Annotated in this window: 20 protein-coding genes; 6 read left to right on the forward strand and 14 right to left on the reverse strand. The window is 50.6% G+C overall.

Annotation, left to right across the window (positions count from 1 at the left end; all coding sequences use genetic code 11):
* Window positions 1–232: 232 nt before the first annotated feature.
* Window positions 233–877 carry a hypothetical protein gene (locus EBB54_RS13680; RefSeq protein WP_125127817.1) on the reverse strand — a complete coding sequence of 215 codons (645 nt, stop codon included), beginning with the start codon at window positions 875–877 and terminating at the stop codon, window positions 233–235.
* Window positions 878–902: 25 nt separating this feature from the next.
* Window positions 903–2,648: a GBS Bsp-like repeat-containing protein gene (locus EBB54_RS13685; protein ID WP_162307133.1), complete on the reverse strand. Its 1,746-nt coding sequence runs from the start codon at window positions 2,646–2,648 to the stop codon at window positions 903–905.
* A gap of 429 nt (window positions 2,649–3,077) precedes the next feature.
* On the opposite strand from EBB54_RS13685, the gene EBB54_RS13690 reads away from it, so the two are divergent.
* Entirely contained in the window at window positions 3,078–3,407 is a 330-nt protein-coding gene (locus EBB54_RS13690; RefSeq protein WP_004073797.1) for a helix-turn-helix domain-containing protein, read from the forward strand.
* A 69-nt stretch (window positions 3,408–3,476) separates the two neighbouring features.
* On the opposite strand, the gene EBB54_RS13695 is transcribed toward EBB54_RS13690, so the two are convergent.
* A complete protein-coding gene (locus EBB54_RS13695) occupies window positions 3,477–4,037 on the reverse strand; it encodes a hypothetical protein (RefSeq protein WP_125127819.1) in 561 nt (186 codons plus the stop codon).
* A 301-nt stretch (window positions 4,038–4,338) separates the two neighbouring features.
* Between EBB54_RS13695 and aroB the strand changes: the two genes are divergently transcribed.
* The 3 genes from aroB (at window position 4,339) to EBB54_RS13710 (ending at window position 7,391) form a co-directional block, all read left to right on the forward strand.
* Window positions 4,339–5,394 (forward strand): 3-dehydroquinate synthase, encoded by a 1,056-nt coding sequence (gene aroB, locus EBB54_RS13700; protein ID WP_125127820.1) that lies wholly within the window; start codon window positions 4,339–4,341, stop codon window positions 5,392–5,394.
* Between the two features lie 154 nt (window positions 5,395–5,548).
* On the forward strand, window positions 5,549–6,412 hold the full coding sequence (aroE, locus tag EBB54_RS13705) for a shikimate dehydrogenase (protein WP_125127821.1): 864 nt from the start codon (window positions 5,549–5,551) through the stop codon (window positions 6,410–6,412).
* A 109-nt stretch (window positions 6,413–6,521) separates the two neighbouring features.
* Window positions 6,522–7,391, forward strand: coding sequence for a polysaccharide deacetylase family protein (locus tag EBB54_RS13710; protein ID WP_125127822.1), 870 nt, complete (start codon window positions 6,522–6,524; stop codon window positions 7,389–7,391).
* Window positions 7,392–7,478: 87 nt separating this feature from the next.
* On the opposite strand, the gene EBB54_RS13715 is transcribed toward EBB54_RS13710, so the two are convergent.
* From EBB54_RS13715 to EBB54_RS13730, 4 genes are all read right to left on the reverse strand, one after another.
* Window positions 7,479–8,909: an MATE family efflux transporter gene (locus tag EBB54_RS13715; protein WP_125130796.1), complete on the reverse strand. Its 1,431-nt coding sequence runs from the start codon at window positions 8,907–8,909 to the stop codon at window positions 7,479–7,481.
* 236 nt (window positions 8,910–9,145) lie between these two features.
* Window positions 9,146–10,642 (reverse strand): L-arabinose isomerase, encoded by a 1,497-nt coding sequence (araA, locus tag EBB54_RS13720; protein WP_125127823.1) that lies wholly within the window; start codon window positions 10,640–10,642, stop codon window positions 9,146–9,148.
* A 20-nt stretch (window positions 10,643–10,662) separates the two neighbouring features.
* Window positions 10,663–11,367 (reverse strand): L-ribulose-5-phosphate 4-epimerase, encoded by a 705-nt coding sequence (locus EBB54_RS13725; RefSeq protein WP_125127824.1) that lies wholly within the window; start codon window positions 11,365–11,367, stop codon window positions 10,663–10,665.
* A 35-nt stretch (window positions 11,368–11,402) separates the two neighbouring features.
* On the reverse strand, window positions 11,403–13,004 hold the full coding sequence (locus EBB54_RS13730; RefSeq protein ID WP_125127825.1) for a xylulokinase: 1,602 nt from the start codon (window positions 13,002–13,004) through the stop codon (window positions 11,403–11,405).
* Window positions 13,005–13,159: 155 nt separating this feature from the next.
* Here EBB54_RS13730 and EBB54_RS13735 point away from each other — a divergent pair, with 155 nt between their 5' ends.
* Complete coding sequence (locus tag EBB54_RS13735) at window positions 13,160–14,026, forward strand: helix-turn-helix transcriptional regulator (protein ID WP_125127826.1); 867 nt, start codon at window positions 13,160–13,162, stop codon at window positions 14,024–14,026.
* Window positions 14,027–14,034: 8 nt separating this feature from the next.
* Here the strand turns inward: EBB54_RS13735 and EBB54_RS13740 are convergent, their stop codons facing one another.
* The 5 genes from EBB54_RS13740 to EBB54_RS30550 all read right to left on the reverse strand — a co-directional run bounded on the left by EBB54_RS13740 (window position 14,035) and on the right by EBB54_RS30550 (window position 19,290).
* Window positions 14,035–15,228: a dicarboxylate/amino acid:cation symporter gene (locus EBB54_RS13740; protein WP_004073778.1), complete on the reverse strand. Its 1,194-nt coding sequence runs from the start codon at window positions 15,226–15,228 to the stop codon at window positions 14,035–14,037.
* 260 nt (window positions 15,229–15,488) lie between these two features.
* Entirely contained in the window at window positions 15,489–16,409 is a 921-nt protein-coding gene (gene tsf / locus EBB54_RS13745) for a translation elongation factor Ts (protein WP_004073776.1), read from the reverse strand.
* 94 nt (window positions 16,410–16,503) lie between these two features.
* Window positions 16,504–17,244: a 30S ribosomal protein S2 gene (rpsB, locus tag EBB54_RS13750; RefSeq protein WP_004073775.1), complete on the reverse strand. Its 741-nt coding sequence runs from the start codon at window positions 17,242–17,244 to the stop codon at window positions 16,504–16,506.
* 371 nt (window positions 17,245–17,615) lie between these two features.
* Window positions 17,616–18,836: a coiled-coil domain-containing protein gene (locus EBB54_RS13755; RefSeq protein WP_004073773.1), complete on the reverse strand. Its 1,221-nt coding sequence runs from the start codon at window positions 18,834–18,836 to the stop codon at window positions 17,616–17,618.
* A 301-nt stretch (window positions 18,837–19,137) separates the two neighbouring features.
* Window positions 19,138–19,290 (reverse strand): hypothetical protein, encoded by a 153-nt coding sequence (locus EBB54_RS30550; RefSeq protein WP_243127665.1) that lies wholly within the window; start codon window positions 19,288–19,290, stop codon window positions 19,138–19,140.
* Between the two features lie 135 nt (window positions 19,291–19,425).
* On the opposite strand from EBB54_RS30550, the gene EBB54_RS13760 reads away from it, so the two are divergent.
* Window positions 19,426–21,285: an IS1634 family transposase gene (locus EBB54_RS13760; RefSeq protein WP_125127827.1), complete on the forward strand. Its 1,860-nt coding sequence runs from the start codon at window positions 19,426–19,428 to the stop codon at window positions 21,283–21,285.
* A 250-nt stretch (window positions 21,286–21,535) separates the two neighbouring features.
* On the opposite strand, the gene EBB54_RS13765 is transcribed toward EBB54_RS13760, so the two are convergent.
* Both EBB54_RS13765 and EBB54_RS13770 read right to left on the reverse strand, forming a co-directional pair.
* A complete protein-coding gene (locus tag EBB54_RS13765; protein WP_125127828.1) occupies window positions 21,536–22,060 on the reverse strand; it encodes a hypothetical protein in 525 nt (174 codons plus the stop codon).
* Window positions 22,061–22,062: 2 nt separating this feature from the next.
* Window positions 22,063–22,632, reverse strand: coding sequence for a DUF4430 domain-containing protein (locus tag EBB54_RS13770; protein ID WP_125127829.1), 570 nt, complete (start codon window positions 22,630–22,632; stop codon window positions 22,063–22,065).
* Window positions 22,633–22,756 lie beyond the last annotated feature (124 nt).

A 22,756-nucleotide genomic window follows, 5' to 3' on the forward strand; every position in this document is an offset into this window, starting at 1 on the left:
AAAAACAAATACAGAGCAGTTCCCAGCAGCTTTTTCAAAGAAGCCGATATTCAAAACAGCGTGGAAGAGGCAGCCTTTCTGCCAGCGGCATACGCAAAAACAGGAGATGCATTTCGCACCTCCTGCCTACATAACGCGCCTTTGAAGCTTCTCCGGCGCTTTCAATCACCATACAAGCATGTCTGCCCGGCCCGCAGCTTCGCAGGAATCATGCGTATTCTGCGCCGGTTTCTTACTGGGCCTGCATGGACAGCGCCATTTCCTTGGTGCTGATCTCCTCTCCGGAGTCAACACTGACATATTTGATAAATCCGACTTCATCCTCGAAGCAGAGCTCTGCCGCTTCTATATCGTCGAAGATCAGCCCGGCAATCCGGACCTCCTGGCCGCTCTCGTTGGAAATGCTGAATTCATAGGTGGTTCTGAGCATCTTCCCGGTGCCGGTCCCCTGACCCTCTGCCTGGGACGGCGCGTAATAGAGACAGACCGTCTCATCCTGTTCCACCTTCATATCCGCGTCCATCAAATTGTCAGGAAACGCTTCATCCGTGGAAGCCTTCACCGTAAACCCTGTGATCGCTTCACCTGTATGATTGGTGAGCATGATCTTATGGGCATCGGCAGACTCGGTTCCGATGACCTTCTGCCCGGCCTCTGTCTCAGCCTCGTCCGGCTTTGCATCTTCCGCCTGCGCATCCTCTTCTGAGCCGTCCTTTTCCTCATTCGGCTCTTTCTCGTTCTCCTCTTCGTCTTCGGATTCCCCGGAAGCCTCCGTGTTTGCCTTGTCCTGTTTCTCAGCGCCTTCCTTCTTAGAGCAGCCCAGGATCAGGCATGCCGCCCCGATGACCAGAAGCCCTGTTATGATCGCACGTTTCATAAATCATCCTTTACCTTTTTTCAAACTATTTCCGATATGCATAGGGAGCCGTTGCATAGGTTGTCATATAAAATCCGTAGCCGGGATATTCATACTGGGATTCCGGATCGCAGATATAAGTTGCGCCGTTCATATAAATCTCAACCCAGGCATGGGGTCCCCATCCGCCGGAGTACAGCGGCACGGAACCGCTGATCATGGTTGCGCTGTATCCAAGCTGACGCGCCATTGCCGCGAACGCCGCCGCATAACAGTAGCAGTCCCCTCTTCTCTGTTCCAGTCCGTAGATGGCATACCACTCTTCCTGTGAATAGCCCGCTTCCGGCTGCAGAGGGATGGGCAGCGTCTGGTAGGAAATGTTGTTGACTACCCAGTTGTAACAGGTACGCAGCTTTGTCCCTGAATCCATGGAACCATTGGTAATGCTTCCGATCACTGCATTGGCATCTCCTGCCACTCTCGTCTGCACGGCGAAATCCAGCGTATAGCTGACTCTGATATTCGCCGTGGTGCCGCAGACACAGCTCATGGCCCCGCCGTTGGCTGTAACATACACATGGATATTGTAATTACCTGAATTATAGTTGTGATTCGCCACATTGGCCGTCACCGCATAAGTGCCGTTGCTCTGAAGCTGGGCGGTATACCACCGGATGTCGCTCTGATCCGCCGCATGCCATACCGGCACCTGAACCGTCTGTACGCCCCCCGGAGCGCTGACATTGGAAATGAAAATGTCAAATGTTCCTGTATTTTCATTTATATTCGCAACCTGTACATTTGCAGACAGATTGTTTTCCACATAAAACGTAGCTGCTCTGAGCATCTGTACGGAGCCGTTCGAAAGCACGGCATAGGCATGGACATTGTAGTTCCCCGCCTGTCCGTGGTTGCTGATGGGAACCGTACAGGAAAAGCTGCCGTCCGTATAGGGGGTAGCCTGATACCACACCAGGTCGTCCTGTCCGCCCTGTTCCGCCCACACCGCAAACTGGACACCGCTCAATCCCGGAATACTGGCGCCGTACAGGTCGATCTGATAAGACGACCCACCGCCCCGTTCTGCCACTGTCAGATTGCCGTTGGATACACTGAAACCGGAACTCACGTCCTGAGTCGTGCTCCCTACAAAGGTCAGGGTCCCGTTATTCTCAAGGACATACGCGTGAACCTGGTATCTGCCTGTATGGTATCCATGGTTGGCCGCCGAAACCTCTGCCATAAAGCTTCCGTCTGACATCCGATCGGCAATGTACCACTGAATGTCGCTCTGGTCCGCAGAGCACCATACCGGGATCTGTACCTGACTGACCCCGGAAGCCGCCTGGACTCCCTGAACCCAGACCTGGAAGCTGCCTCCTGAAGCGCTGTAATTTGCCGCGGTTACATTTCTTGCGTATGCCTCATAAGAGGGCTGCTGCATCTCTGCCACCTGGAATCCGGTGTCCCCCATCATATACAGGTAACCATCCGTGCTCTCCACATAGGCATGCACCGTGTAGCTTCCCGTCTCTCCGTGATTGCTCACCGGCACATCGCAGAGATAGCTTCCGTCCATCATCTCATCGGCCCGATACCATTTAAGGTCGTTCTGGCCGCCCTGGTCTCCCCACACCGCGAAAAGTGTCTGGTACACGTTGGGTATTTCCGACTGGTTCATTGCAATCCGGAAGATCCTCTGAGTCCCGTCAACGTCCGATGCGCTCAGGGAGAAATTCGCCGCGGAAGCTTTCATTGGAATGCATACGCACAGCAGCATCCAAAAAAGCACAGGGAAAAATCTCCTCCATTTTCTGTTCATTTCCTCACTCCTTTTATATTGTATTCGATTTCCCCTATTAACTATTTTCAGCTGTGCGGTTGCGATTCAACAGGTTATTTGCATGCAGTTTATTGCAGTGCAAATGACCTGTTGAATCAGCAACCCACCGCACAGATGGAACTATTTTTCTATATCGGTTACTGCAGACCTTTCATTTCCCCTCCGTACATCTAAGATCTGCATTCCGCCTTCTATTAAAAATAGCACTATCCGTGGAAATTGTCAAGATTTGCCGCTTTCCCGGCAGCTCCGAAAAAATTCCTGTAATCCCAGATTCTAATATGATATAAAATATCTTAAGCGGGCACGAATATGATTTTTAAAATCTGATATTTGGAACAAAGATGAAATACAATAGCTTACGAGGTGATAAAGAAGATGTATGAAGATTTTTTTGCCGATCGGATGGCCTCACTGCGAATGAAAAGGAGTGTGTCTGCACGTGAAATGAGCCTTACCATCGGTCAGAACGAAAGCTATATCAATCGCATTGAGAACAGGCAGACTTTCCCGTCCATGCAGGCTTTCTTTTATATATGTGAATATTTTCAGATCACTCCAAAAGACTTTTTTGACTCCGAAAATCCAAATCCTGCCAAAATCAACGACATCGTCAATATACTTTATACGCTGGACGATGACCAGCTTGATATTATATTTAATGTCGCAAATGGCTTGTCACACAGGAAGAGGGAACACATACGATAATCGAATACCGTGTATACAGAAAACCTGCCGCCGGCAGGTTTTCTGTATTGCCAAGAACTCTTCTTCCCATTATTTTTGTGATTCCGCATTGTCCGGAAGCTCTGCCGGAACCGCAAATTCCATTTTTGTGTCCTTTTTTACGGTATCCCCCATCAGATCCTCTATATATTGGAAATACCCGTCCTGCCCTCTTGCCTTTAACCACATCTCCACTGACTTTTCCAGCCGCAGCAGGCACTTAACCGGCTCCTCAAAATAGGATTCCATGGCATCAGCCGAACCAAACCGCTCCTCCCCCAGCGCATGTTTGATTTCTTCATTTGTAAACGGGTCGAAGCTCATCAGAAGGCCGCGGGCCATTGCCTTGTTTTCCTCGGACAAAAAAGCGTCCATGTCGTATGTGGTATCTGTCAGATAGCCGTCGATCGTCAGAAGGCAGATATGGATGGCCTCCACCGCGCGCCTGCTGTCTCTTTTTTTATCCTCACGATGCAGCTTTAAGAGGTTGGATTCCATGCAGAACAAAGTCAAGGTATGTGCGTCCTCCTCCCCCCGCCTGATGGAACCGAATTTCTGTGCCATCCTGCCGCTGATCCTGTCAAAATCATATCTTTTTATCTTCTTTTCCATTGTATACCGCTCCTTCTTTTCGAATGCATTTTCATACTGTGTTTTTTTCAACAGACAGTGTAACATTTTCCCGGGTTCGAATCAAGTAATTTCGTTACGGTTTGCACGGAATCCGGCTTATGCGTTACTGCTTACCCCTTCATCTGGTATAACCAGTAATGTTTATACTTTCGTGTAATTTCATAACCGGATTTGACATTCTGCCGTGGATGATTTATGATGATAGAAAATTGCGCGAAAGCACAGGCTGCAAATCAAGGTGCGCCTGAAAGCGCAAATCGAATTACAGGAGAATCATGTCATGAAATTAATCGTGGATTTAAAAGAGAACAGTTATCCGATCTATATTGAAAACAGAATCTTGAAACATGCGGCAGACTATATTTCCCAGGTATTTACCGGGAAGCGGATCATGATCCTGTCCGATGACCAGGTCTATCCGCTGTACGGCCATGGCTTAAAAGAGTCCCTCTCCTCCTATGAGTGCCATACCCTGGTGCTGCCCCACGGGGAGCAGACCAAGAGTTTCCAGACGCTGCCGCTGATCTATTCCGCCATGCTGGAGGCCAAAATCTCCCGCAGTGATCTGGTCATTGCCCTGGGCGGCGGGGTCATCGGCGACCTTGCGGGATTTGCGGCATCCAGCTTCCTGCGGGGCGTCAGGCTGGTACAGATCCCCACCTCCCTGCTGGCGCAGGTGGATTCTTCCGTAGGCGGGAAGACCGCCGTAGACCTGCCCCAGGGCAAAAACCTGGTGGGCGCGTTCTACCATCCCAGGCTGGTGCTGATCGACCCGGATGTACTGGACACCCTGCCCCGGCGCTTCATCCATGACGGCATGGGGGAAGTCATCAAATACGGCTGCATCAAAGATCCGCTCCTCTTCCATACCCTGAAGAAGCATGGTTCCTTTGAGAACCTCAAAGGGCAGCTTGCGTCTGTCATCTGCCGCTGTGTAGATATCAAACGGGCGGTGGTGGAAGCAGACCAGTTTGATACCGGCGAGCGGATGCTGCTCAACTTCGGGCATACCCTTGCCCACACCATCGAACAGTACTTTCATTACGGACGTGAAAGCCACGGGGAAGCGGTTGCCATAGGCATGTACCAGATCACGAAGCTTGCCGAAGAAAAGGGGCTGACTCCTGCCGGCTGTGCCGAATCCATCCGGGAGGTGCTGGAAGCTTACGGACTGCCCTGTGAATGCGGCGTCTCTCTTTCTGACCTGACTGCCGCCATCACGCTGGACAAAAAGAACCTGAACAACCGGCTCAATGTTGTCCTGCTGCATGAGATCGGGGACAGCTATGTCTATCCGACGGATGCGGGATTTTTTGAAGGGGAGTTTTTGGTGTAGATCTTGCGGCAAAAATATTGACAAACGCCCTTTTTCACTTTAAAGTATAGAAGTACGGTTCATTTACATTCCACTTCCCGGCCTTGCTTTGGCTTTTGTCCGCCGGACATGCCGGGTCTGCCGTATAGATGCATGAAAAAAGGAGTTCAAGATTATGAAACAGATCACAGGCCACACCGGATTGACCGGGCTGTTGGGAAGCCCGGTTGCACACAGCATCTCTCCGATGATGCACAATGAAGCCTTTGAACAGCTCGGGCTGGATTATGTCTACCTGGCCTTCGACGTCGGGACAGACCGGCTGGAAACTGCTGTGGAAGGGCTGCGCGCCCTGAATGTCCGGGGCTTCAACCTGACTATGCCGGACAAGAACCTGATGTGTACGCTCTGCGACAAATTGTCCCCTGCCGCTGAGATCTCCGGCGCGGTCAACACCGTTGTCAATGATGGGGGCGTATTTACCGGATATACCACCGACGGGATCGGATACATGCAGGCAGCCAAAGATGCCGGGCATGACCTGATCGGGAAGAAAATGACTCTGATGGGGGCAGGCGGGGCCGCCACCGCCATCCTGGTTCAGGCCGCGCTGGACGGGCTTTCCGAGATTTCCGTATTCAGCATCCGGGATGCCTTTTTCCCCCGTGCCGAAAAAATCGTCGGGCAGTTAAATGAGCGTACCAAATGCCGGGTCCGCCTCTTTGATTTTGACGATGAATCCATTCTGCGCAGGGAGATTGGGGAGAGCTGCATCCTGACCAACGGAACCTCTGTGGGCATGGCGCCGAACACAGACCGCTCTGTCATCACGAACCCTTCCATGTTCCATCAGGATCTGGTGGTATCCGACGTCATTTACAATCCAAAGGAAACACTGCTCCTTCGTACCGCCCGTGAGGCCGGATGCAGGACCTTCAACGGGCTGTATATGCTGATGTACCAGGGGGCAGAGGCATTCCGCCTGTGGACCGGGCAGGAGATGCCGATTCCGCTGATCAAGGAGAAGTATTTTTCCTAGAAATACCTAGGCAGACATGGTTGCTGCCGGCGCGGCCGTCCGGAAATCTCAACATACTTTTCTCCTCCCCGGAATACAATAAATTGAAAAATAAATTCAGGGGATCTCTATGAATACTAGTAATGAACATGCCGATGATCTGAAAAGCAAAGCATTGTTTCTTTACATCGGAAAGCTGTTTCTCTTCTTTGCGGCCGCTTTCCTTGCAGGACATTTTGCCGCCCGGCTGCAGGAGCATTTCACACAGGGGGGCGTACAGGAAACCGTTTCCGGAAACCATGTGATCGAATCTTCCGAAGGGAACTGGGGACTCAGCTTTCAGGAGGAGGGCCAGCCGCCCGTGGCCAACGCCAGCGCGGAGGAATTGAAAAAATACAATGCCTATTATGCGGATGTCACCGGGGAGAAGGTTCTCTATCTGACCTTTGATGCCGGGTTTGAAAACGGGAATACTCCGGCCATACTGGACGCACTGAAAAAACACAGCGCCCCGGCCGCATTTTTTGTGGTGGGAACCTATGTCACGTCCAACCAGGAGCTGATCCAGAGGATGCTCGCGGAAGGGCACACGGTCGGAAACCATACATATCACCATCCCGACATGTCCCAGATCGCGTCAAAGGAAGCATTTCAGAAGGAGCTGCAGGATGTGGAGAAGGTCTACAAGGAGACTACCGGACAAGACATGGTAAAATTCTACCGCCCGCCTCAGGGAAAATACAGCGTGAGCAACCTGCAGATGGCAAAGGAGCTTGGATATCAGACGTTTTTCTGGAGCCTGGCCTATGTGGACTGGTACGAAAATGACCAGCCCACAAAGGAGGAAGCTTTTGATAAGCTGCTTGGGCGGATTCATCCGGGAGCCATCGTCCTGCTCCACAGCACGTCAAAAACCAACGCCGGGATTCTGGATGAGCTTCTCACCAAATGGGAAGAAATGGGATATACCTTCCGTTCACTGGACCAGATTGCTTCGTGACACAAAAAGAAGCCGGCATGGCAGGATTCTCCGCCTGAGGCTGGCCGCATAAGAAATTTCCTGTTAGGTAAAAAAACTGCCGGCAGCTTAATAGCATGCCGGCAGTTTTCTGCCTTTTTTTCTTTTTTTCACTTCCACCCGCTCCGTCTTCGGCGTTTCCTCCTGGGAAACTCCTGCGAACCGTTTCATATCATGCTTCATGATATAGAAATACATCCCGATCAGCAGCGCGCCTGCGCTCACCCAGGCCGCAGGACCCGCGAAGCAGACCCCGGCATAGCTTCTCTGGCTGGAAGCGATCCAGGAAGTGATCCCTCTTGCGGCCAGCTCTACGATCCCTGCCGTCATAGGCAGAAGTCCGTATCCCATCCCCTGAATGCCGTTCCGGTAGATATTCACCACCGCCAGCGGGATGAAGAAAATCCCGGTACATCTCAGGTAGGTGCCCACCAGCCCCAGAACTTCCGTCACGTTCTCGGACAGGAACAGGTAGGTCATATATTTTCCGCCGGTCAGAATCCATGCTCCCACCGCTACGGAGTAAACTGCAGAGATCAGCGTCGCCGCCTTAAATCCCTGGCGAATCCTCTGCACCTTGCCTGCACCCATGTTCTGCGCGCAGTATGTGGCCATGGTAGTTCCCAGTGCCACATACGCCTGGGTCACCACCTGCTCAATCTTGCTCGCCGCCGTAAATGCCGCTACCGCCGTGGAGCCCAGCAGATTCAATGAGGTCTGAACCATCATGGTCCCCACCGCCGTAATCGAATACTGCAGAGCCATCGGAAAGCCCACCCCGAGCTGCATCTTCAGCAGGGAAGCCCTTGGCCTAAAGTCCTCCTTTTCCATACGCAGCAAGGGAACCTTCTTTACGATATAAAGGAGACAGAGCACTCCCGATACCCCCTGGGCCGCCACCGTGGCATAGGCCGCTCCGGCCGCTCCCAGATTGAAGCCCACGATCAAAAGCAGATCCAGCCCGATGTTCAAAATCGCGGACAGAATCAGGAAGTACAGCGGGATCTTGCTGTTTCCAAGGGCACGCAGCACGCAGGCCAGAAGGTTATACAGCATCTGGGCAAAGATCCCCGCGCAGATGATCATGATATACGCATAGGCATCCGCGAATATATCGGAGGGTGTCTGCATGAATCTCAGCAGCGGCTTCATAAATGCCATGCTCAGTATGGTCAGCACCACCGAAACCAGTCCGGAAAGAATTGCCGCACCGCCTACGGTCTGCCGCATTGCCTTCATGTCACCGGCGCCGAACTTCTGAGCCGTCAGCACCGTAAAGCCTGCGGTCATGCCCAGAACAAAGCCGATGATCAGGAACATGATCGTACCCGTGCTGCCCACTGCCGCCAGGGCTTTCGTCCCTACGAATTTTCCTACAATAATCGTATCAGCCATATTATAAAACTGCTGAAACACATTTCCAATGAAGATCGGAAATGTAAAATTTAAAATGGTTTTTGCCGGATTTCCGGTTGTCATGTCCTGCTGCAATGTTTTCATCATTCATCCTCCTTTTCATATAATGCGCAGACGTCTTCTGTTTTCCATCAGAGAACCTGCGCACCCTTTTTTTACTGACTCGAACAGTCGGCATGCCTCCTGTTCTGACTTTCAAAAAGTGCATGGGTTCTATTATATGAAAGAAGGACTCTATATTCAATAAGGAAAACTCACAAAAATGCAGAACTTTTCAAACCTAAATCTGAAAAAATCACCATAGCAGGACAGCGGCTAAACTATTTTCTGTACGCCAGCGCGTTCCAGCGCAGCTCATTTTTTAACTGCCGGATGGTGGTGTCCTTGTCGATGTAAACCGCCTCAATTCCCATGGCTTCCGCCCAGTCTCCCATCTGCTCTGCCGTCAGGTCGAAGGAGAATGCGGTGTGGTGGGCGCCGCCTGCCAGTATCCATGCCTCTGCCCCGGTCTTAAGATCCGGCTTAGGCGTCCAGAATGCGGTTGCCACCGGAAGCTTGGGCATGGGCTTCTCCACCTTCTTGCAGTCCACCTCGTTGATGATGAGCCGGAAACGCTCGCCCAGGTCGATCAGAGACGCGGCAATCCCCGGTCCGGTTTTGGATGTAAATACCAGACGCGCCGGATCCTCCCGGTTTCCCATGGACAGCGGCTGTTCCTTGATGCTGATGGGGCCCTCCGCGATGCTCGGGCAGACCTCCAGCATGTGCGCCTGCAGGATTCCTTCTTTTCCGGGAACCAGGTTGTAGGTATAGTCTTCCATAAAGGAGGTGCCCTTCGCGTCCTTCATGCCCTGGGTCATGATCTTCATGATGCGCACCATGGCCGCGGTCTTCCAGTCCCCTTCTCCGCCGAAGCCGTAGCCCTTTTCCATAAGGCGCTGGATCGCCAGCCCCGGAAGCTGCTTCAAGCTGCCCAGATCCCCGAAATGGGTGACAATGGCCTGATAGTTCTTTTCTTTGAGAAAACGCTCGAACCCAATCTCGATCTCCGCCTGCACCGCCGCATGCTTACGAAATTCTTTTTCGTCCCGGCCCTCCAGGAGGATCTCATATTTGCTGTAATATTCTTCCACCAGGGCATCCACGTCCGCCCTGGACACGGCATGAACCGCCTCCGCGATCTCATTCACCGGATAGGCGTCCACTTCCCAGCCGAAGCGGATCTGCGCCTCCACCTTGTCCCCCTCGGTGACCGCCACGTTGCGCATGTTATCCGCGATCCGCATCACCCGCACATGGCTGCTCTCAACCACGCCTATGGCCGTGCGCATCCAGGAACCGATCTTCTTCTGGACGTCTTCATCGTCCCAGAAGCCCACTACCACCTTGCGCTCCACGCCCAGACGGCTGAATATATGGCCGTACTCCCGGTCTCCGTGGGCAGACTGGTTTTCATTCATAAAGTCCATGTCAATGGAGTCGTAGGGGATCTCCTGGTTAAACTGGGTGTGCAGGTGAAGCAGAGGCTTGCGGTACTCCTGCAGCCCCAGAATCCAGGATTTTGCCGGGGAAAAGGTATGCATCCAGGTGATGACCCCGGCGCAGTTTTCATCTGTGTTGGCCTCGTTGAAGGTTCTTCGGATCAGCTCATTTGTAATCAGGGTCGGCTTCCAGACTACCTCATAGGGCAGCCTGCCCGAAGCATTGAGTGCCTCCACAATGATGCGGGAATGCTCCGCCACATGGGCAAGGCATTCGTCCCCGTAAAGATCCTGTGATCCGGTGCAAAACCAAAATTGATATGCTTTTTGTTCCATGATAACTCTGTCCTCCTGAATTATGATTCTACGCTCTGTCCGTAATAGGCATTGGCGCCATGTTTACGGTAATAATGCTTGTCCTGCAGTTCCTGGGGTGCCGGGGCGATCTCCGGGTTGAGGTGTTCGCAGCGGAACGCCATCTTCGCCACCTCCTCCAGCACCACCGCATTGTGGACGGCCTCATGGGCGTCCTTTCCCCAGGTAAATGGCCCGTGGTTCTTGCAGAGTACGGCGGGAACCGCCAGATAATCCTTGTTCCTGCGCTGAAATTCCTCGGCAATGAGAATCCCGGTATTCCGCTCGTAAGCCTCCTCGATCTCTTCCTTTGTCAGGCTGCGGGCGCAGGGAACCTCCCCGTAAATATAATCCGCATGGGTCGTTCCGTAACAGGGAATATCCCTGCCAGCCTGTGCCCAGCTTGTGGCCCAGGAGGAATGGGTATGTACGATCCCGCCCACCTTCGGAAACCGCTTGTAAAGGATCTGATGTGTAGGGGTATCGGAGGAAGGATTGTATTTTCCCTCCACTTTATTTCCCTCCAGGTCTACCACCACCATGTCCTCCGGCTCCAGACGACCGTATTCCACGCCGCTGGGCTTAATGACAAACAGCCCCGATTCCCGGTCAATGGCGCTGACATTCCCCCAGGTAAATGTGACAAGCCCGTATCTCGGCAGAAGCATGTTCGCTTCATACACCTGCTCTTTTAATTGTTCCAGCATTTTGTAATCTCTCCCTTTCTGTTCTTTTTTTCCTGTCAGCGCAGGCTCTCAACCGCCGCGCGCTCAATCGGAAGTCCGGCCTTATAGCGTACCATAAACTCCTCGAATCCGGCTGTATCTTTTGCATCCGGTGAAATGCTTTCGCCCTCTTCCCCGTGGAAGACCTTCTGTGCCAGATATTCTGCAAGGGTCTCGTCCCCTTCCTTATTCTTCATATAGGAAGCCAGAAGGGCCATGCCCCATGCCCCGCCTTCTCCGGCCGTCTCCATCACGAACACCGGGGTATCAATGGACGCTGCCATGACCCGCTGCCCTACGCCTTTTGTCTTGAACAGCCCCCCGTGTCCCAGCATTTTGTCAAGCTGCACATGCTCTTCCTTTGTCAGGATGTCCATCCCCGTCTTCAAAGCCCCCAGGGAAGTAAAGAGATGTACCCGCATAAAATTGGAAAGCTGGAATTTGCTGTCCGGCCTGCGCACAAACAGGGGCCGCCCCTCTTCGAACCCGGTAATGTGCTCCCCGGAAAAATAGTTGTACGCCAAAAGTCCTCCGCAGTCCGGATCTCCTTCCAGTGCCTTGTTATAAAGGGTTCCGAACAATGTATTCATATCCACCTTTGTGCCGAAGGCTTCCAGACATTCTTTAAACAGGTTCACCCAGGCATTCAGGTCTGAAGTGCAGTTGTTGCAGTGAACCATTGCCACCGGGTCCCCGGTCGGCGTGGTCACCATGTCGATCTCCTCATAGGGCCTGGACAGAGCCTTTTCCAGAACCGCCATGGCAAAGACACTGGTTCCGGCGGAAACATTTCCGGTGCGCACCGCCACACTGTTGGTAGCCGCCATTCCGGTTCCGGCATCCCCCTCCGGCGGGCACAGCGGGATTCCTGCCGACAGTTCCCCGCTGGGGTCAAGCAGCCGTGCCCCTTCTTCTGTGAGTGTTCCGGCTTGCTCGCCTGCCACCAGCACCTTGGGAAGCAGTTCACGGATCTTCCATGAAAATCCCCGGTCCGCTACCAATTCGTCAAACTGCTCCAGCATCCCTGCGTCGAAATCTTTTGCGTCGGAATCAATGGGGAACATACCGGCCGCCTCCCCGATTCCGATCACCTTTTCCCCGGTCAGCTTCCAGTGGATGTAGCCCGCCAGCGTGGTCAGGAAACGCACATCCTTCACGTGCTCTTCCCCGTTGAGAACTGCCTGGTACAGATGGGCGATGCTCCATCTCTGGGGGATGTGGAAACGGAAAACCTCTGAAAGCTGTTCCGAAGCCTGTCCGGTGATGGTATTTCTCCAGGTTCTGAAAGGCGCAAGCTGTTCCCCATTCTCGTCAAAGGGAAGATAGCCGTGCATCATGCCGCTGAACCCGATGCTTCCCACCGTAGTCAGGGACACATCGTACCGGCTTTTCACGTCCTCTTTTAATTGTCCGTAACAGTCCTTTAAGCCTGCCCAGACCTCCTCCATGGAATAGGTCCAGATATTGTCCTCATAGTGGTTTTCCCAGTCATGCCCTCCCGAAGCGATGGGCGCGTTCTCCGTATCCACCAGGACGGCCTTGATCCGCGTGGAACCAAATTCAATCCCCAGTACTGTCTGGCCCGAGCGAATGGCTTCTGCTGTTTTCATTTTGTCCATAATTCAAAGACTCCTTTCTTTTGAACGCAAATTACTTCTGTTATATTTAGTATACTGTAAAACGGGTAAGATTGAAAGAAAATAGTTATCCAGTTATGGACATTTATTAATCTTTGGGATAAAATAGTAAGAAATGTGTGAAAAAAGGTTTTTTTATGTTAGCGAATTTTGAAAAAAGAAATTACGAAGGAAAAGAACGGGTGTGGACCGGCCGTTACCGGAACCTCCACAACCTCCCCCACTGGCATCTGGAAAGCGAATTGATCTACATAGAGAAGGGAAACGTCACTGTCTCCGACAACCACCGCAGATACACTCTGGATTCCGGGGACGCGGTCTTTCTGGGCAGCGGGGAGATCCATTACATCAAAAGCGGGGAGGACAGCATCGTGGAAATGGCTCTCTTTGACTCTGCCCTCATCCAGGACCTGCTGGGCCGGTATCAGCTCTGCCAGGCCAAGCTTACGCATCCCTATCCCATTTTGGAATGCCTGGCCGAAATCCGCGGGGAACTGGCGCAGCGCCGGCCTTTTTTTGAACTTCAGTGCTGTGAATCCATTGTCTCCCTGATGATCCGGATCTTCCGCGGGGAAGATCTGGAGGAAAGGGCCGCGGCCGGAGAAGGGTCTTCCATCTCCCACTACAAACGTCTGCTGGATGAGATCGAACAAAAATACAGCCGCATCACATTTTCTGAGGCGGCTGCGTTTATGGGGCTTTCAGAGCCCTATTTCTCAAAATTTTTCCGGAAGATTTCCGGCATGACCTTTTCCCAGTATCTAAACTCCGTAAAATTGAAGCACGCGGTGGAACTGCTCCAGGATAAGAATGCGGATTTCTCCATCACCGAGATCTCGGTCCGGTGCGGATTTGACACGATCAGGCATTTTAACCGGGTTTTCAAACAGCTTACGGGCATGTCGCCCCGGCAGCTTCCCCCGGATTACGTCTTAGACGACCGGCCCATCCGCACCATCCAGGATGCGTTCAATCCGACTCTGCAAAATTCCGAGCTGCTTTGACCGCTTTTTTAAAAGTCGATCCGAATCTCCTGCTTCTCGATCTTGTGGCGCTGGACGTATCCGGTCAGGATCATGGTCAGCGCCCCGTCTCCGGTTACGTTGCAGGCAGTTCCGAAGCTGTCCTGCAGGGCAAAGATGGTCAGCATCAGCGCCGTCCCTGTCTCGTCAAATCCCAGCACTCCCGTGATCAGTCCCAGGGAAGCCATCACGGTTCCCCCCGGCACTCCCGGCGCGCCGATGGCAAATACACCCAGCAGCAGGCAGAACAGGAGCATGGTTCCTGCCGGCGGGATCGTTCCATACAGGATCTTGGATACCGTCATCACGAAGAATACTTCCGTCAATACGGAACCGCAGAGATGGATATTCGCAAACAGCGGGATTCCGAAGTCTACCATGTCATCCCGAAGCGTGGGCTCGGATTTTTTCGCGCAGTTCAGGGCAACGGCCAGCGTGGCCGCGGAGGACATGGTTCCCACCGCCGTGATATAGGCCGGCCCGTAATTGCGGATCACATGGAATGGATTTTTCCCGGAATAGATCCCGCCTGCCGCATAGAGCACCGCCATCCAGATGAAATGTCCCGCCATGACAATGAGCACCACCTTGATGAATACCGGAAGCTGCTTTGTGATGGTTCCTTCATAGGACAGGGCGCAGAAGGTAAATGCGATAAAGACCGGCAGCAGCGGAATGACCACCCGCTTTACCACTTCCAGTACAATCTTCTGGAACTCATCCAGGATACGCGTGGTGGCGGACGCCTTTGTCCAGGTGGCGGCAAGCCCTACCAGCACGGAAAAGACCAGCGCGCTCATGACCGGCATGATCTGGGGGATATCCAGTTGAAATACCACCTCCGGAAGCTCTTTGAGCCCTTCCACATCGGACGCGATGGAAAGATGCGGAATCAGCCCGTACCCGGCCCCCATGGACAGAAACGCCGCCAGTATGGACGAAACATATGCGCAGACAACCGCCACGCCCAGAATCCGGGACGCGTTGTTTCCCAGCTTTGTGATCGACGGGGCGATAAATCCGATCACGATCAGCGGAACGCAGAATGTGATCAGCTGACCTAATATATACTTGATGGTTACGACCACGTTCATCACGGTCACATTTGCAAACTGACCGATGATGATTCCTGCCGCGACTCCTAACAGAAGCCTGAACGGCAGACTTTTTAAAATATTCTTCATGTAATGACCTCCCTCTTGCAGCCAACCTGCCTTCTTTTATACTATGCAGTATTCCTCAAAAGTGTGATTTTCTGCATGCAATCATAAAAAGGGTGCGCGGGCCGCATAAGCGAAATGTTTCCTGTAAAGTAAGAAAAATCCGCAGTCTTACGAACAACTGCGGATTTTCACAGAGCCTGCAAGCTCAATTTATCTGATATAATGACTGTCAAAGAAAACTGACAGGCAATCCTGCTTTTTCTGCACGGATTGTTTGGGTATTACATTCCTGCCTGTGCCGCTACCTCTGCCGCAAAGTCATCCACTTTCTTCTCCAGACCTTCGCCTGTCTCGAAACGGATAAACTTCGTTACTGTGACATTTGCATTGTTTTCCTTTGCAACCTTGTCAACATATTTTGCAACAGTCAGGTCGCTGTCCTGAACATATACCTGGTCTAACAGGCAGATCTCTTTCAGTTCCTTGTTCAGACGGCCGATGATCATCTTCTCGATGATATTCTCCGGCTTCTCCGGGTTCTCTTTCTTTGCCTGTGCAAGAAGGATCTCTTTCTCATGATCCATGTATTCCTGGGATACTTCCGCGCGGGAAACATACTTCGGATACATAGCCGCAACCTGCATTGCCACATTCTTAAGGCATGTCCGGATCTCGTCGTTGACTACGTCTGTGTCAGCCATAACCAGAACGCCGATCCGTCCGCCGCCGTGGATATAGGAAACCACACAGCCGTCTGTCTGAACCTTCTCAAATCTTCTGATATTCAGGTTCTCTCCGATCACTGCGATCTTCTCTACCAGCGCTTCCTTCACGGTCTTGCTGCCGTCTTCCTTCCACGCCTCTGCCAGGAACGCGTCGATGTCCGCTGCGTCTGTCTCTGCCGCCTGAGCCGCTACCGCCTCTACAAATGCCTGGAAATCCGCATTTTTAGCAACGAAATCGGTCTCGGAATTGACTTCTACGATTGCCGCAACCTTGTCATCCTTCACAACCGTGCGGACGATTCCTTCCGCAGCAATTCTTCCGGCCTTCTTCTCAGCCTTTGCCTGTCCGTTCTTTCTCAGGTATTCGATTGCAGCGTCAATGTCTCCGTTTGTCTCCGTAAGAGCCTTTTTGCAGTCCATCATGCCTGCGCCTGTTATCTCTCTTAACTCTTTCACCAAGCCTGCTGTAATTGCCATGATTCTTTTCCTCCATCTATATATAGTACAGACAGGATTCTCCCTATCTGTCCGGTTCCGATCTTACTTTATTCTGTTACTATTCACAGTAACTTTATTCTTCTACAGCCTCATCCGCTGCTTCTTCCGCTTCATCATAATATTCCTCAGCGGCTCCCTGATTCGCCTCGATCACTGCGTCCGCCATCTTGGATACGATCAGCTTCACTGCACGGATCGCATCGTCGTTGCCCGGAATCACATAATCCAGTTCTTCCGGATCACAGTTGGTATCACAGATTCCGATCAGCGGAATGCCCAGTGTATGTGCTTCCTGAACGCAGATTCTCTCCTTCTTCGGGTCTACGATAAAGATCGCGTCCGGAACTCTCTTCATCTCCTTGATACCGCCCAGGTTCTTCTCCAGCTTCGTCCATTCTTTCTTCAGCTCGATGACTTCCTTCTTCGGCAGTACGTCAAAGGTTCCGTCCTCTTCCATCTTCTCGATATCTTTCAGTCTCTGGATACGGCTCTGGATTGTCTTGAAGTTGGTCAGCATACCGCCCAGCCATCTCTCATTTACATAGAACATACCGCAGCGCTCTGCTTCTGTACGGATCGCATCCTGCGCCTGCTTCTTGGTTCCTACGAACAGGACTGTACCGCCCTCTGCCACGATGTCAGCTACAGCCTGGTAAGCCTCGTCCACCATGCCCACGGACTTCTGCAGGTCGATGATGTAGATGCCGTTCCTCTCCGTATAGATGTACGGAGCCATCTTAGGATTCCATCTTCTTGTCTGATGTCCAAAATGAACACCTGCCTCTAAAAGCTGCTTCATTGAAATAACGCTCATGTTTCTTTCCTCCATTGGTTTTAATCTTCCGTATGCTTCTCATTTTCCAAAACCGTCCTGCTCTCACAGACTTAGGCACCTGCGGAAAACCCGGCATACGTGTTTTTTGCAACGTTAGTAGTATAGCACAGAAACCCCGTCCGCGCAAGGATTTTTCCAGCAGGATTTCAAAAGAGTTTGACCCGCTTTTGCTGCAAAAAGAATCCCTGACTGTATATGCAGAACAGGGATTCCTTTTCTTTTGTACTTCTTTTGTACTTTATAATTCTTATGTACTTATATAATTCCTTTGTACTTTTATGGTTCTATTGTACTTAATGATTCTTTTGTATCTTATAAACTTCTTTTGTATCTATATGATGAAATTTTCTTTAGTACCGCACATAGATCATGCCAGCCTGTACAGGACCGACAACAACGCCTACGCCTTCTGTCGCCGCATGAATCATCTGGCCTCCACCGATGTAGATCCCGCAGTGTCCTGCGTTGACACATACATCACCAGGCTGCGGATCTGAAACCTTCGGCCACGCAAGGAACGTATATGTAGTTCCCAGACGGGAATAGCTGCCTGTCAGACAATAGCTTACAAAACCGGAACAGTCAAATGCTCCCGGGGAACAAGCCCCCCATACATATTCTGCATTGCCCACCCAGCCGTATGCACGGTCTACGATAGAATTGCCTGTAAACACATCATAGCTTGGTTCCGGAGTGGTGGTCGTTGTATCTTCTACAACCGGTGTATCCGTGGTATTCTCCTGATTCTCTTCTCCTGGTGTGTTCTCACCCTCACCTGTTGTATTGGTGTCCGTATGATCTGCTGCCGGAGTATCCGGTGTTGTCTGTGTCGTTGTCGGCTGTGAAGCCGGTGTCTGTGCCGCACGGGCCGCTGCACGTGCTCTCTCTGCTTCTGCCGCACGGGCTGCAGCCGCTGCTTCCTCTGCCGCACGGATACGTGCCGCTTCTGCTTCCTGGGCAGCGATCTGGATCATCTCATCCAGATTCTCAACCTCCGCGCGCTTGGATTCGATTGTAGTAGAGAGTTCGCTGGACTGCACCTGATACTCTGCTTCTATATTCTTCAGGGTAACGGTCTCCTCTTCCAGAGTAACTTTCAGATCTTCTACTTCTGAAACTGTCTGCGCATACTCCTGAAGCTTCTCCCTGTCGTAAGTATGTACTTTTTCTACGTATTCACCCTGCTTGAGCGCTTCTGCCATGCTTCCGGAAGTTATAACACGCTCCAGCGCGGTACTGTCACCTTCTTCATACATGTACTTGATACGCAGCTTCATATCTTCGTACTGCTGCTGCTTCTTCTCCTCAGCAACCGCCAGATCCTGCTGCGCCTGCACTAACTCCTGACCTTTGACGATCAACTGCCCCTCCAGTTCATTCATCTTGATCATCAGTGTATTTAACTGCGTCTGTAAATCATTTACTTCACCTTCAACTGCTGCTTTCTGATTCTCCAGATTTGCCTGCTTCTCCTCTTCAGGCGAAGCATTGGCAGGAAATGCCGGAGTGACAACCATGGAACAAGCCAACGCGATTGCCAGCAACAGACTGCGTACTCTTTTAAATTTCATCTTGTCACCTTTCCTTATTAATATTTAATTATTTATATGTCCCCACATATAAATATCATTATACAACATCAATCATCCTTTTTCAATCTTTTTTAAAAAATTTTGACAGAATGATTCCAATGACATTATCAATTTTTAATGATACAGTCGTATTATAAAGTATATCCGGAGAATTTGCAATACCCTTTTAACATTTTTGTAATATTTTGTTCCTACAGTAAAGAAAAAAGTTGACAAGGTCTCATTATTGATACCTGCCAACTTTATACACAGTACCTGAAGCACCCATAGTACGCGGCCTCTAATCCATGCCCTCCGCTACGCTCCCCTCCGCCAGCCGCAATGCCGTAATCACCGGCACGATCAGGATTCCGCAGAAAAAATTGCTGACGCCGTGTATGAAATCAAAGGGCAGCCCCGCTATGATCCAGGATACCATCCCCTGAAAACTCACGGGTTTTCGACAGTTTCAAGTATGAAAAATTGTTCTAAAGCCTTATTGTAGGCGTATTTTTTTGTCAAATTTTTCTTATTTTTATGTTGTATGTGCTGTATGTTTGTGATATAATGTTTTTGAGGTGATGTTCTTATGAAGCTTTACTTTGATAAACGTCTCAAGGATCCTACCTATTACGCACAGCAGGGAATCCGAAATGGGAAAAAAACTACCACTCGAAATGTCAAAAACTTCGGGAAGCATTCTGAACTTCTCAAAATAACAGATGATCCGGAAGCATATGTCAGAGAAGAAATCAGAAAAATGAATGAAGAGTACCGCGTTGGTAAAGTCACTTTTAATCTGACTGCCGATTTTAACGAAAAGGTGAAATCTACAGAGCTTGAAGCCTCTTCCTCCAACTGGGTCAACATCGGATATTTCTTTCTTCAGAATATTATGAAACATCTCAGCCTTAAAGAATTCTTTCGCCAGAAAACGGACACCCGGAGAGTTACATATGACTGTTTTACAATCTCACGTTTCCTTACCTACGCGAGAATCCTGGATCCCAGCTCTAAGCTTGCCACCTGGAACCGCCGGGATTCCTACTACGAGCAGCCGGATTTCGATTACCAGCACATCCTCCGGTTTATGGATCTTTTAGAAAATAATTATGACGATTACCTGATGTGGCTTTTTAAGTATAGCAATTCGATCGTCAAACGTGATACTTCTGTCCTTTATTATGACTGTACGAATTTCTACTTCGAGTGCGAACAGCCCGACGAAGATATCGTGGATGAAGTGACCGGTGAGGTGATCCATGGATTGAGAAAATATGGCCTGAGCAAAGAACACCGCCCGAACCCGATTGTAGAGATGGGACTTTTCATGGACAGCAGGGGCATTCCCATCACCATGTGCCTCCATTCCGGTAATACCAGTGAACAGCTTACGGCAATCCCTTTAGAAAAAGAAGTCCTTAAAATGATAGATGGTTCCAAATTCATTTATTGTGCGGATGCCGGCCTGGGTTCCTATAACATCCGCAAATTTAACAGTATGGGGGGCCGGGCCTTTATTGTGACCCAGTCCATCAAAAAACTTAGTAATGCACTCAAACAAGCGGTATTCAATGACTGCGATTACCGGCTGCTGTCCAACGACACCTTGATAAAAATAGAAGATATGAAGGGCTTTGACAGACACAAGAAAGAAAACCTGAAACTATATAATGATTTCGCGTATAAGGTAGTCCTTGCAGATAAGGTCATTGATCTTGGGCTGTACGAAGAAAAAATATTAAAAAATGGCAAAGTCAAACGCGTGAAAGCAACCGGCACTCTCAAACAGCGCCTGATCATAACGTTTTCAAGAAAAATGATGGAATATCAGAGAACTGTACGTGACCGCCAAATCGAACGTGCACGAAAGCTGTTAGAGAAAAAAGATCCGGAAGAAATAAAAAAAGGGCCAAATGATGTAAAACGATTTTTGAAGCGGGTCGCTCATACAAAATCTGGCGAAAACGCAACCATTGAATATGTTCTCGACGAATCGAAGATTGCAGAAGAAGAGAAATATGACGGATATTATGCCGCAGCAACAAACCTTTGTGACCCGGCCAAGGAAATTCTGGCAGTTTCACACAAGAGATATCAGATAGAGGATTGTTTCAGGATCATGAAAACGAATTTCACCGGAAGACCTGTAAACCATCGATTGCCGAATCGTATCAGGGCGCACTTTCTGATATGCTATACGGCATTGCTGGTATATCGCTTGCTTGAGGCCAGGCTGGATGATCAGGGGACACATGTCACTCCGGAGAATCTGATCACCACATTGAAAAACATGAATGTAACGAATATACATGATGTCGAGTATATGGCACTCTACAATGGCAGCAAAGCACTTGATGCACTGAACCAATTAACATCTTTAGATTTGGATAGACTTCATTACAAACCAACGGAACTGAATAAAAAAATAAAAAAAATTTTAGGATAGCGATTACATACAACATTTTTTGCCAAAGAAAACTCCGGCAATCCCAGTATTTATAAGGATTATCGGAGTTTTTAAATTTTCAAAGTGTCGAAAACGGGGTATTATAAAGTATATCCGGAGAATTTGCAATACCCTTTTAACATTTTTGTAATATTTTGTTCCTACAGTAAAGAAAAAAGTTGACAAGGTCTCATTATTGATACCTGCCAACTTTATACACAGTACCTGAAGCACCCATAGTACGCGGCCTCTAATCCATGCCCTCCGCTACGCTCCCCTCCGCCAGCCGCAATGCCGTAATCACCGGCACGATCAGGATTCCGCAGAAAAAATTGCTGACGCCGTGTATGAAATCAAAGGGCAGCCCCGCTATGATCCAGGATACCATCCCCTGAAAACTCATCCCAAACAGAAGCGCCTGTGCCGGCGCGTACAGCGTCCCGAACAGGAAACCGTGGCCGGCGCATACCGCCATATATACGAGAGCGCGGATTTTTTTCGGCAGATGCTTTGGAAGGAGCATGACCGCGCCCCAGAGCACGGTCCACACATAGAGGTACGGAACCCACCAGACCGCAAAACCGCTGAAAATCCCGTTTAAAATTACATATATATAGATAGGATACAATGCCTTTTTTCGATAGACTACCGTAAAGGCGATGGTAAATACGCCCAGCAGGTGGATGTTGGGCGCTACCTCCATCAGGAGCTTGGACGCGTACATCACCGCGCCCAGCATCGCAAATATGGTAATTTCCCTTGTTGTCGGCTTCACGTTTATTCCACCTTAAAAGCGTAGGCGTCTCCTTCCGTAATCTTCGTGGAATCCACACCTTCCGCCGCGTATTCTCCGTTGACATAAAATGCCCAGTAAACGCCGTCCTTGTCATAGTCCGCCGTAATGCCGTTGACTGTCTTGACAAACAGGCCGTACTCCCCTTCTTCGCCTTCGATCAGTCCCACATCCTGCAGCGCTTCCCCGACGGTTTCTTTGTCCGTATGGATCTCAAACAGGGTTTCCTCCCCTTCCTGGTTCACTACGGTGAAGGGAAACTGTGTCTCGCCCTCTCCCAGTACATTGCCCTCGGTATCTGCCTGGTCATCGTCCGCGGCCTCACTGTCCGTTTCATTCGGATTTTCGTTCTTCGCCCCATCCGAATCTTCACCCTTTGGTTCGTCCAAATTCCCGTTTTCTGCATCCGATTCCGTCTGCTGCTCCGCGGCAGAGCCACCCTTTGACTGATTTTCCTTGCCGCCATTACAACCCACTGCAGACAGTGCCATAGCCACAATCAGCACGATGCAAAGGAAGAATGACCATTGTTTTCTCATGCATTTCTTTCGCATAACTTCAATTCTCCTTTAATTTGTATTTCCTCCGTCAGCCGGCGCCCGCGGCTTTATATTGCGTGAGGATCGTCCTGTCCGGATATTTCGACTCGGCATGGCTGCAAAAGGGCTGCCGCAGATT

Source organism: Schaedlerella arabinosiphila (assembly GCF_003885045.1).
GTDB lineage: Bacteria > Bacillota > Clostridia > Lachnospirales > Lachnospiraceae > Schaedlerella > Schaedlerella arabinosiphila.

What these genes read in the sequence shown, in the direction of transcription:
- EBB54_RS13680 (WP_125127817.1), bottom strand. Translation starts at nt 877, where the DNA reads ATGAAACGTGCGATCATAACAGGGCTTCTGGTCATCGGGGCGGCATGC.
- EBB54_RS13690 (WP_004073797.1), top strand. Translation starts at nt 3,078, where the DNA reads ATGTATGAAGATTTTTTTGCCGATCGGATGGCCTCACTGCGAATGAAA.
- EBB54_RS13695 (WP_125127819.1), bottom strand. Translation starts at nt 4,037, where the DNA reads ATGGAAAAGAAGATAAAAAGATATGATTTTGACAGGATCAGCGGCAGG.
- aroB (WP_125127820.1), top strand. Translation starts at nt 4,339, where the DNA reads ATGAAATTAATCGTGGATTTAAAAGAGAACAGTTATCCGATCTATATT.
- aroE (WP_125127821.1), top strand. Translation starts at nt 5,549, where the DNA reads ATGAAACAGATCACAGGCCACACCGGATTGACCGGGCTGTTGGGAAGC.
- EBB54_RS13710 (WP_125127822.1), top strand. Translation starts at nt 6,522, where the DNA reads ATGAATACTAGTAATGAACATGCCGATGATCTGAAAAGCAAAGCATTG.
- EBB54_RS13715 (WP_125130796.1), bottom strand. Translation starts at nt 8,909, where the DNA reads ATGAAAACATTGCAGCAGGACATGACAACCGGAAATCCGGCAAAAACC.
- araA (WP_125127823.1), bottom strand. Translation starts at nt 10,642, where the DNA reads ATGGAACAAAAAGCATATCAATTTTGGTTTTGCACCGGATCACAGGAT.
- EBB54_RS13725 (WP_125127824.1), bottom strand. Translation starts at nt 11,367, where the DNA reads ATGCTGGAACAATTAAAAGAGCAGGTGTATGAAGCGAACATGCTTCTG.
- EBB54_RS13730 (WP_125127825.1), bottom strand. Translation starts at nt 13,004, where the DNA reads ATGGACAAAATGAAAACAGCAGAAGCCATTCGCTCGGGCCAGACAGTA.
- EBB54_RS13735 (WP_125127826.1), top strand. Translation starts at nt 13,160, where the DNA reads ATGTTAGCGAATTTTGAAAAAAGAAATTACGAAGGAAAAGAACGGGTG.
- EBB54_RS13740 (WP_004073778.1), bottom strand. Translation starts at nt 15,228, where the DNA reads ATGAAGAATATTTTAAAAAGTCTGCCGTTCAGGCTTCTGTTAGGAGTC.
- tsf (WP_004073776.1), bottom strand. Translation starts at nt 16,409, where the DNA reads ATGGCAATTACAGCAGGCTTGGTGAAAGAGTTAAGAGAGATAACAGGC.
- rpsB (WP_004073775.1), bottom strand. Translation starts at nt 17,244, where the DNA reads ATGAGCGTTATTTCAATGAAGCAGCTTTTAGAGGCAGGTGTTCATTTT.
- EBB54_RS13755 (WP_004073773.1), bottom strand. Translation starts at nt 18,836, where the DNA reads ATGAAATTTAAAAGAGTACGCAGTCTGTTGCTGGCAATCGCGTTGGCT.
- EBB54_RS13760 (WP_125127827.1), top strand. Translation starts at nt 19,426, where the DNA reads ATGAAGCTTTACTTTGATAAACGTCTCAAGGATCCTACCTATTACGCA.
- EBB54_RS13770 (WP_125127829.1), bottom strand. Translation starts at nt 22,632, where the DNA reads ATGCGAAAGAAATGCATGAGAAAACAATGGTCATTCTTCCTTTGCATC.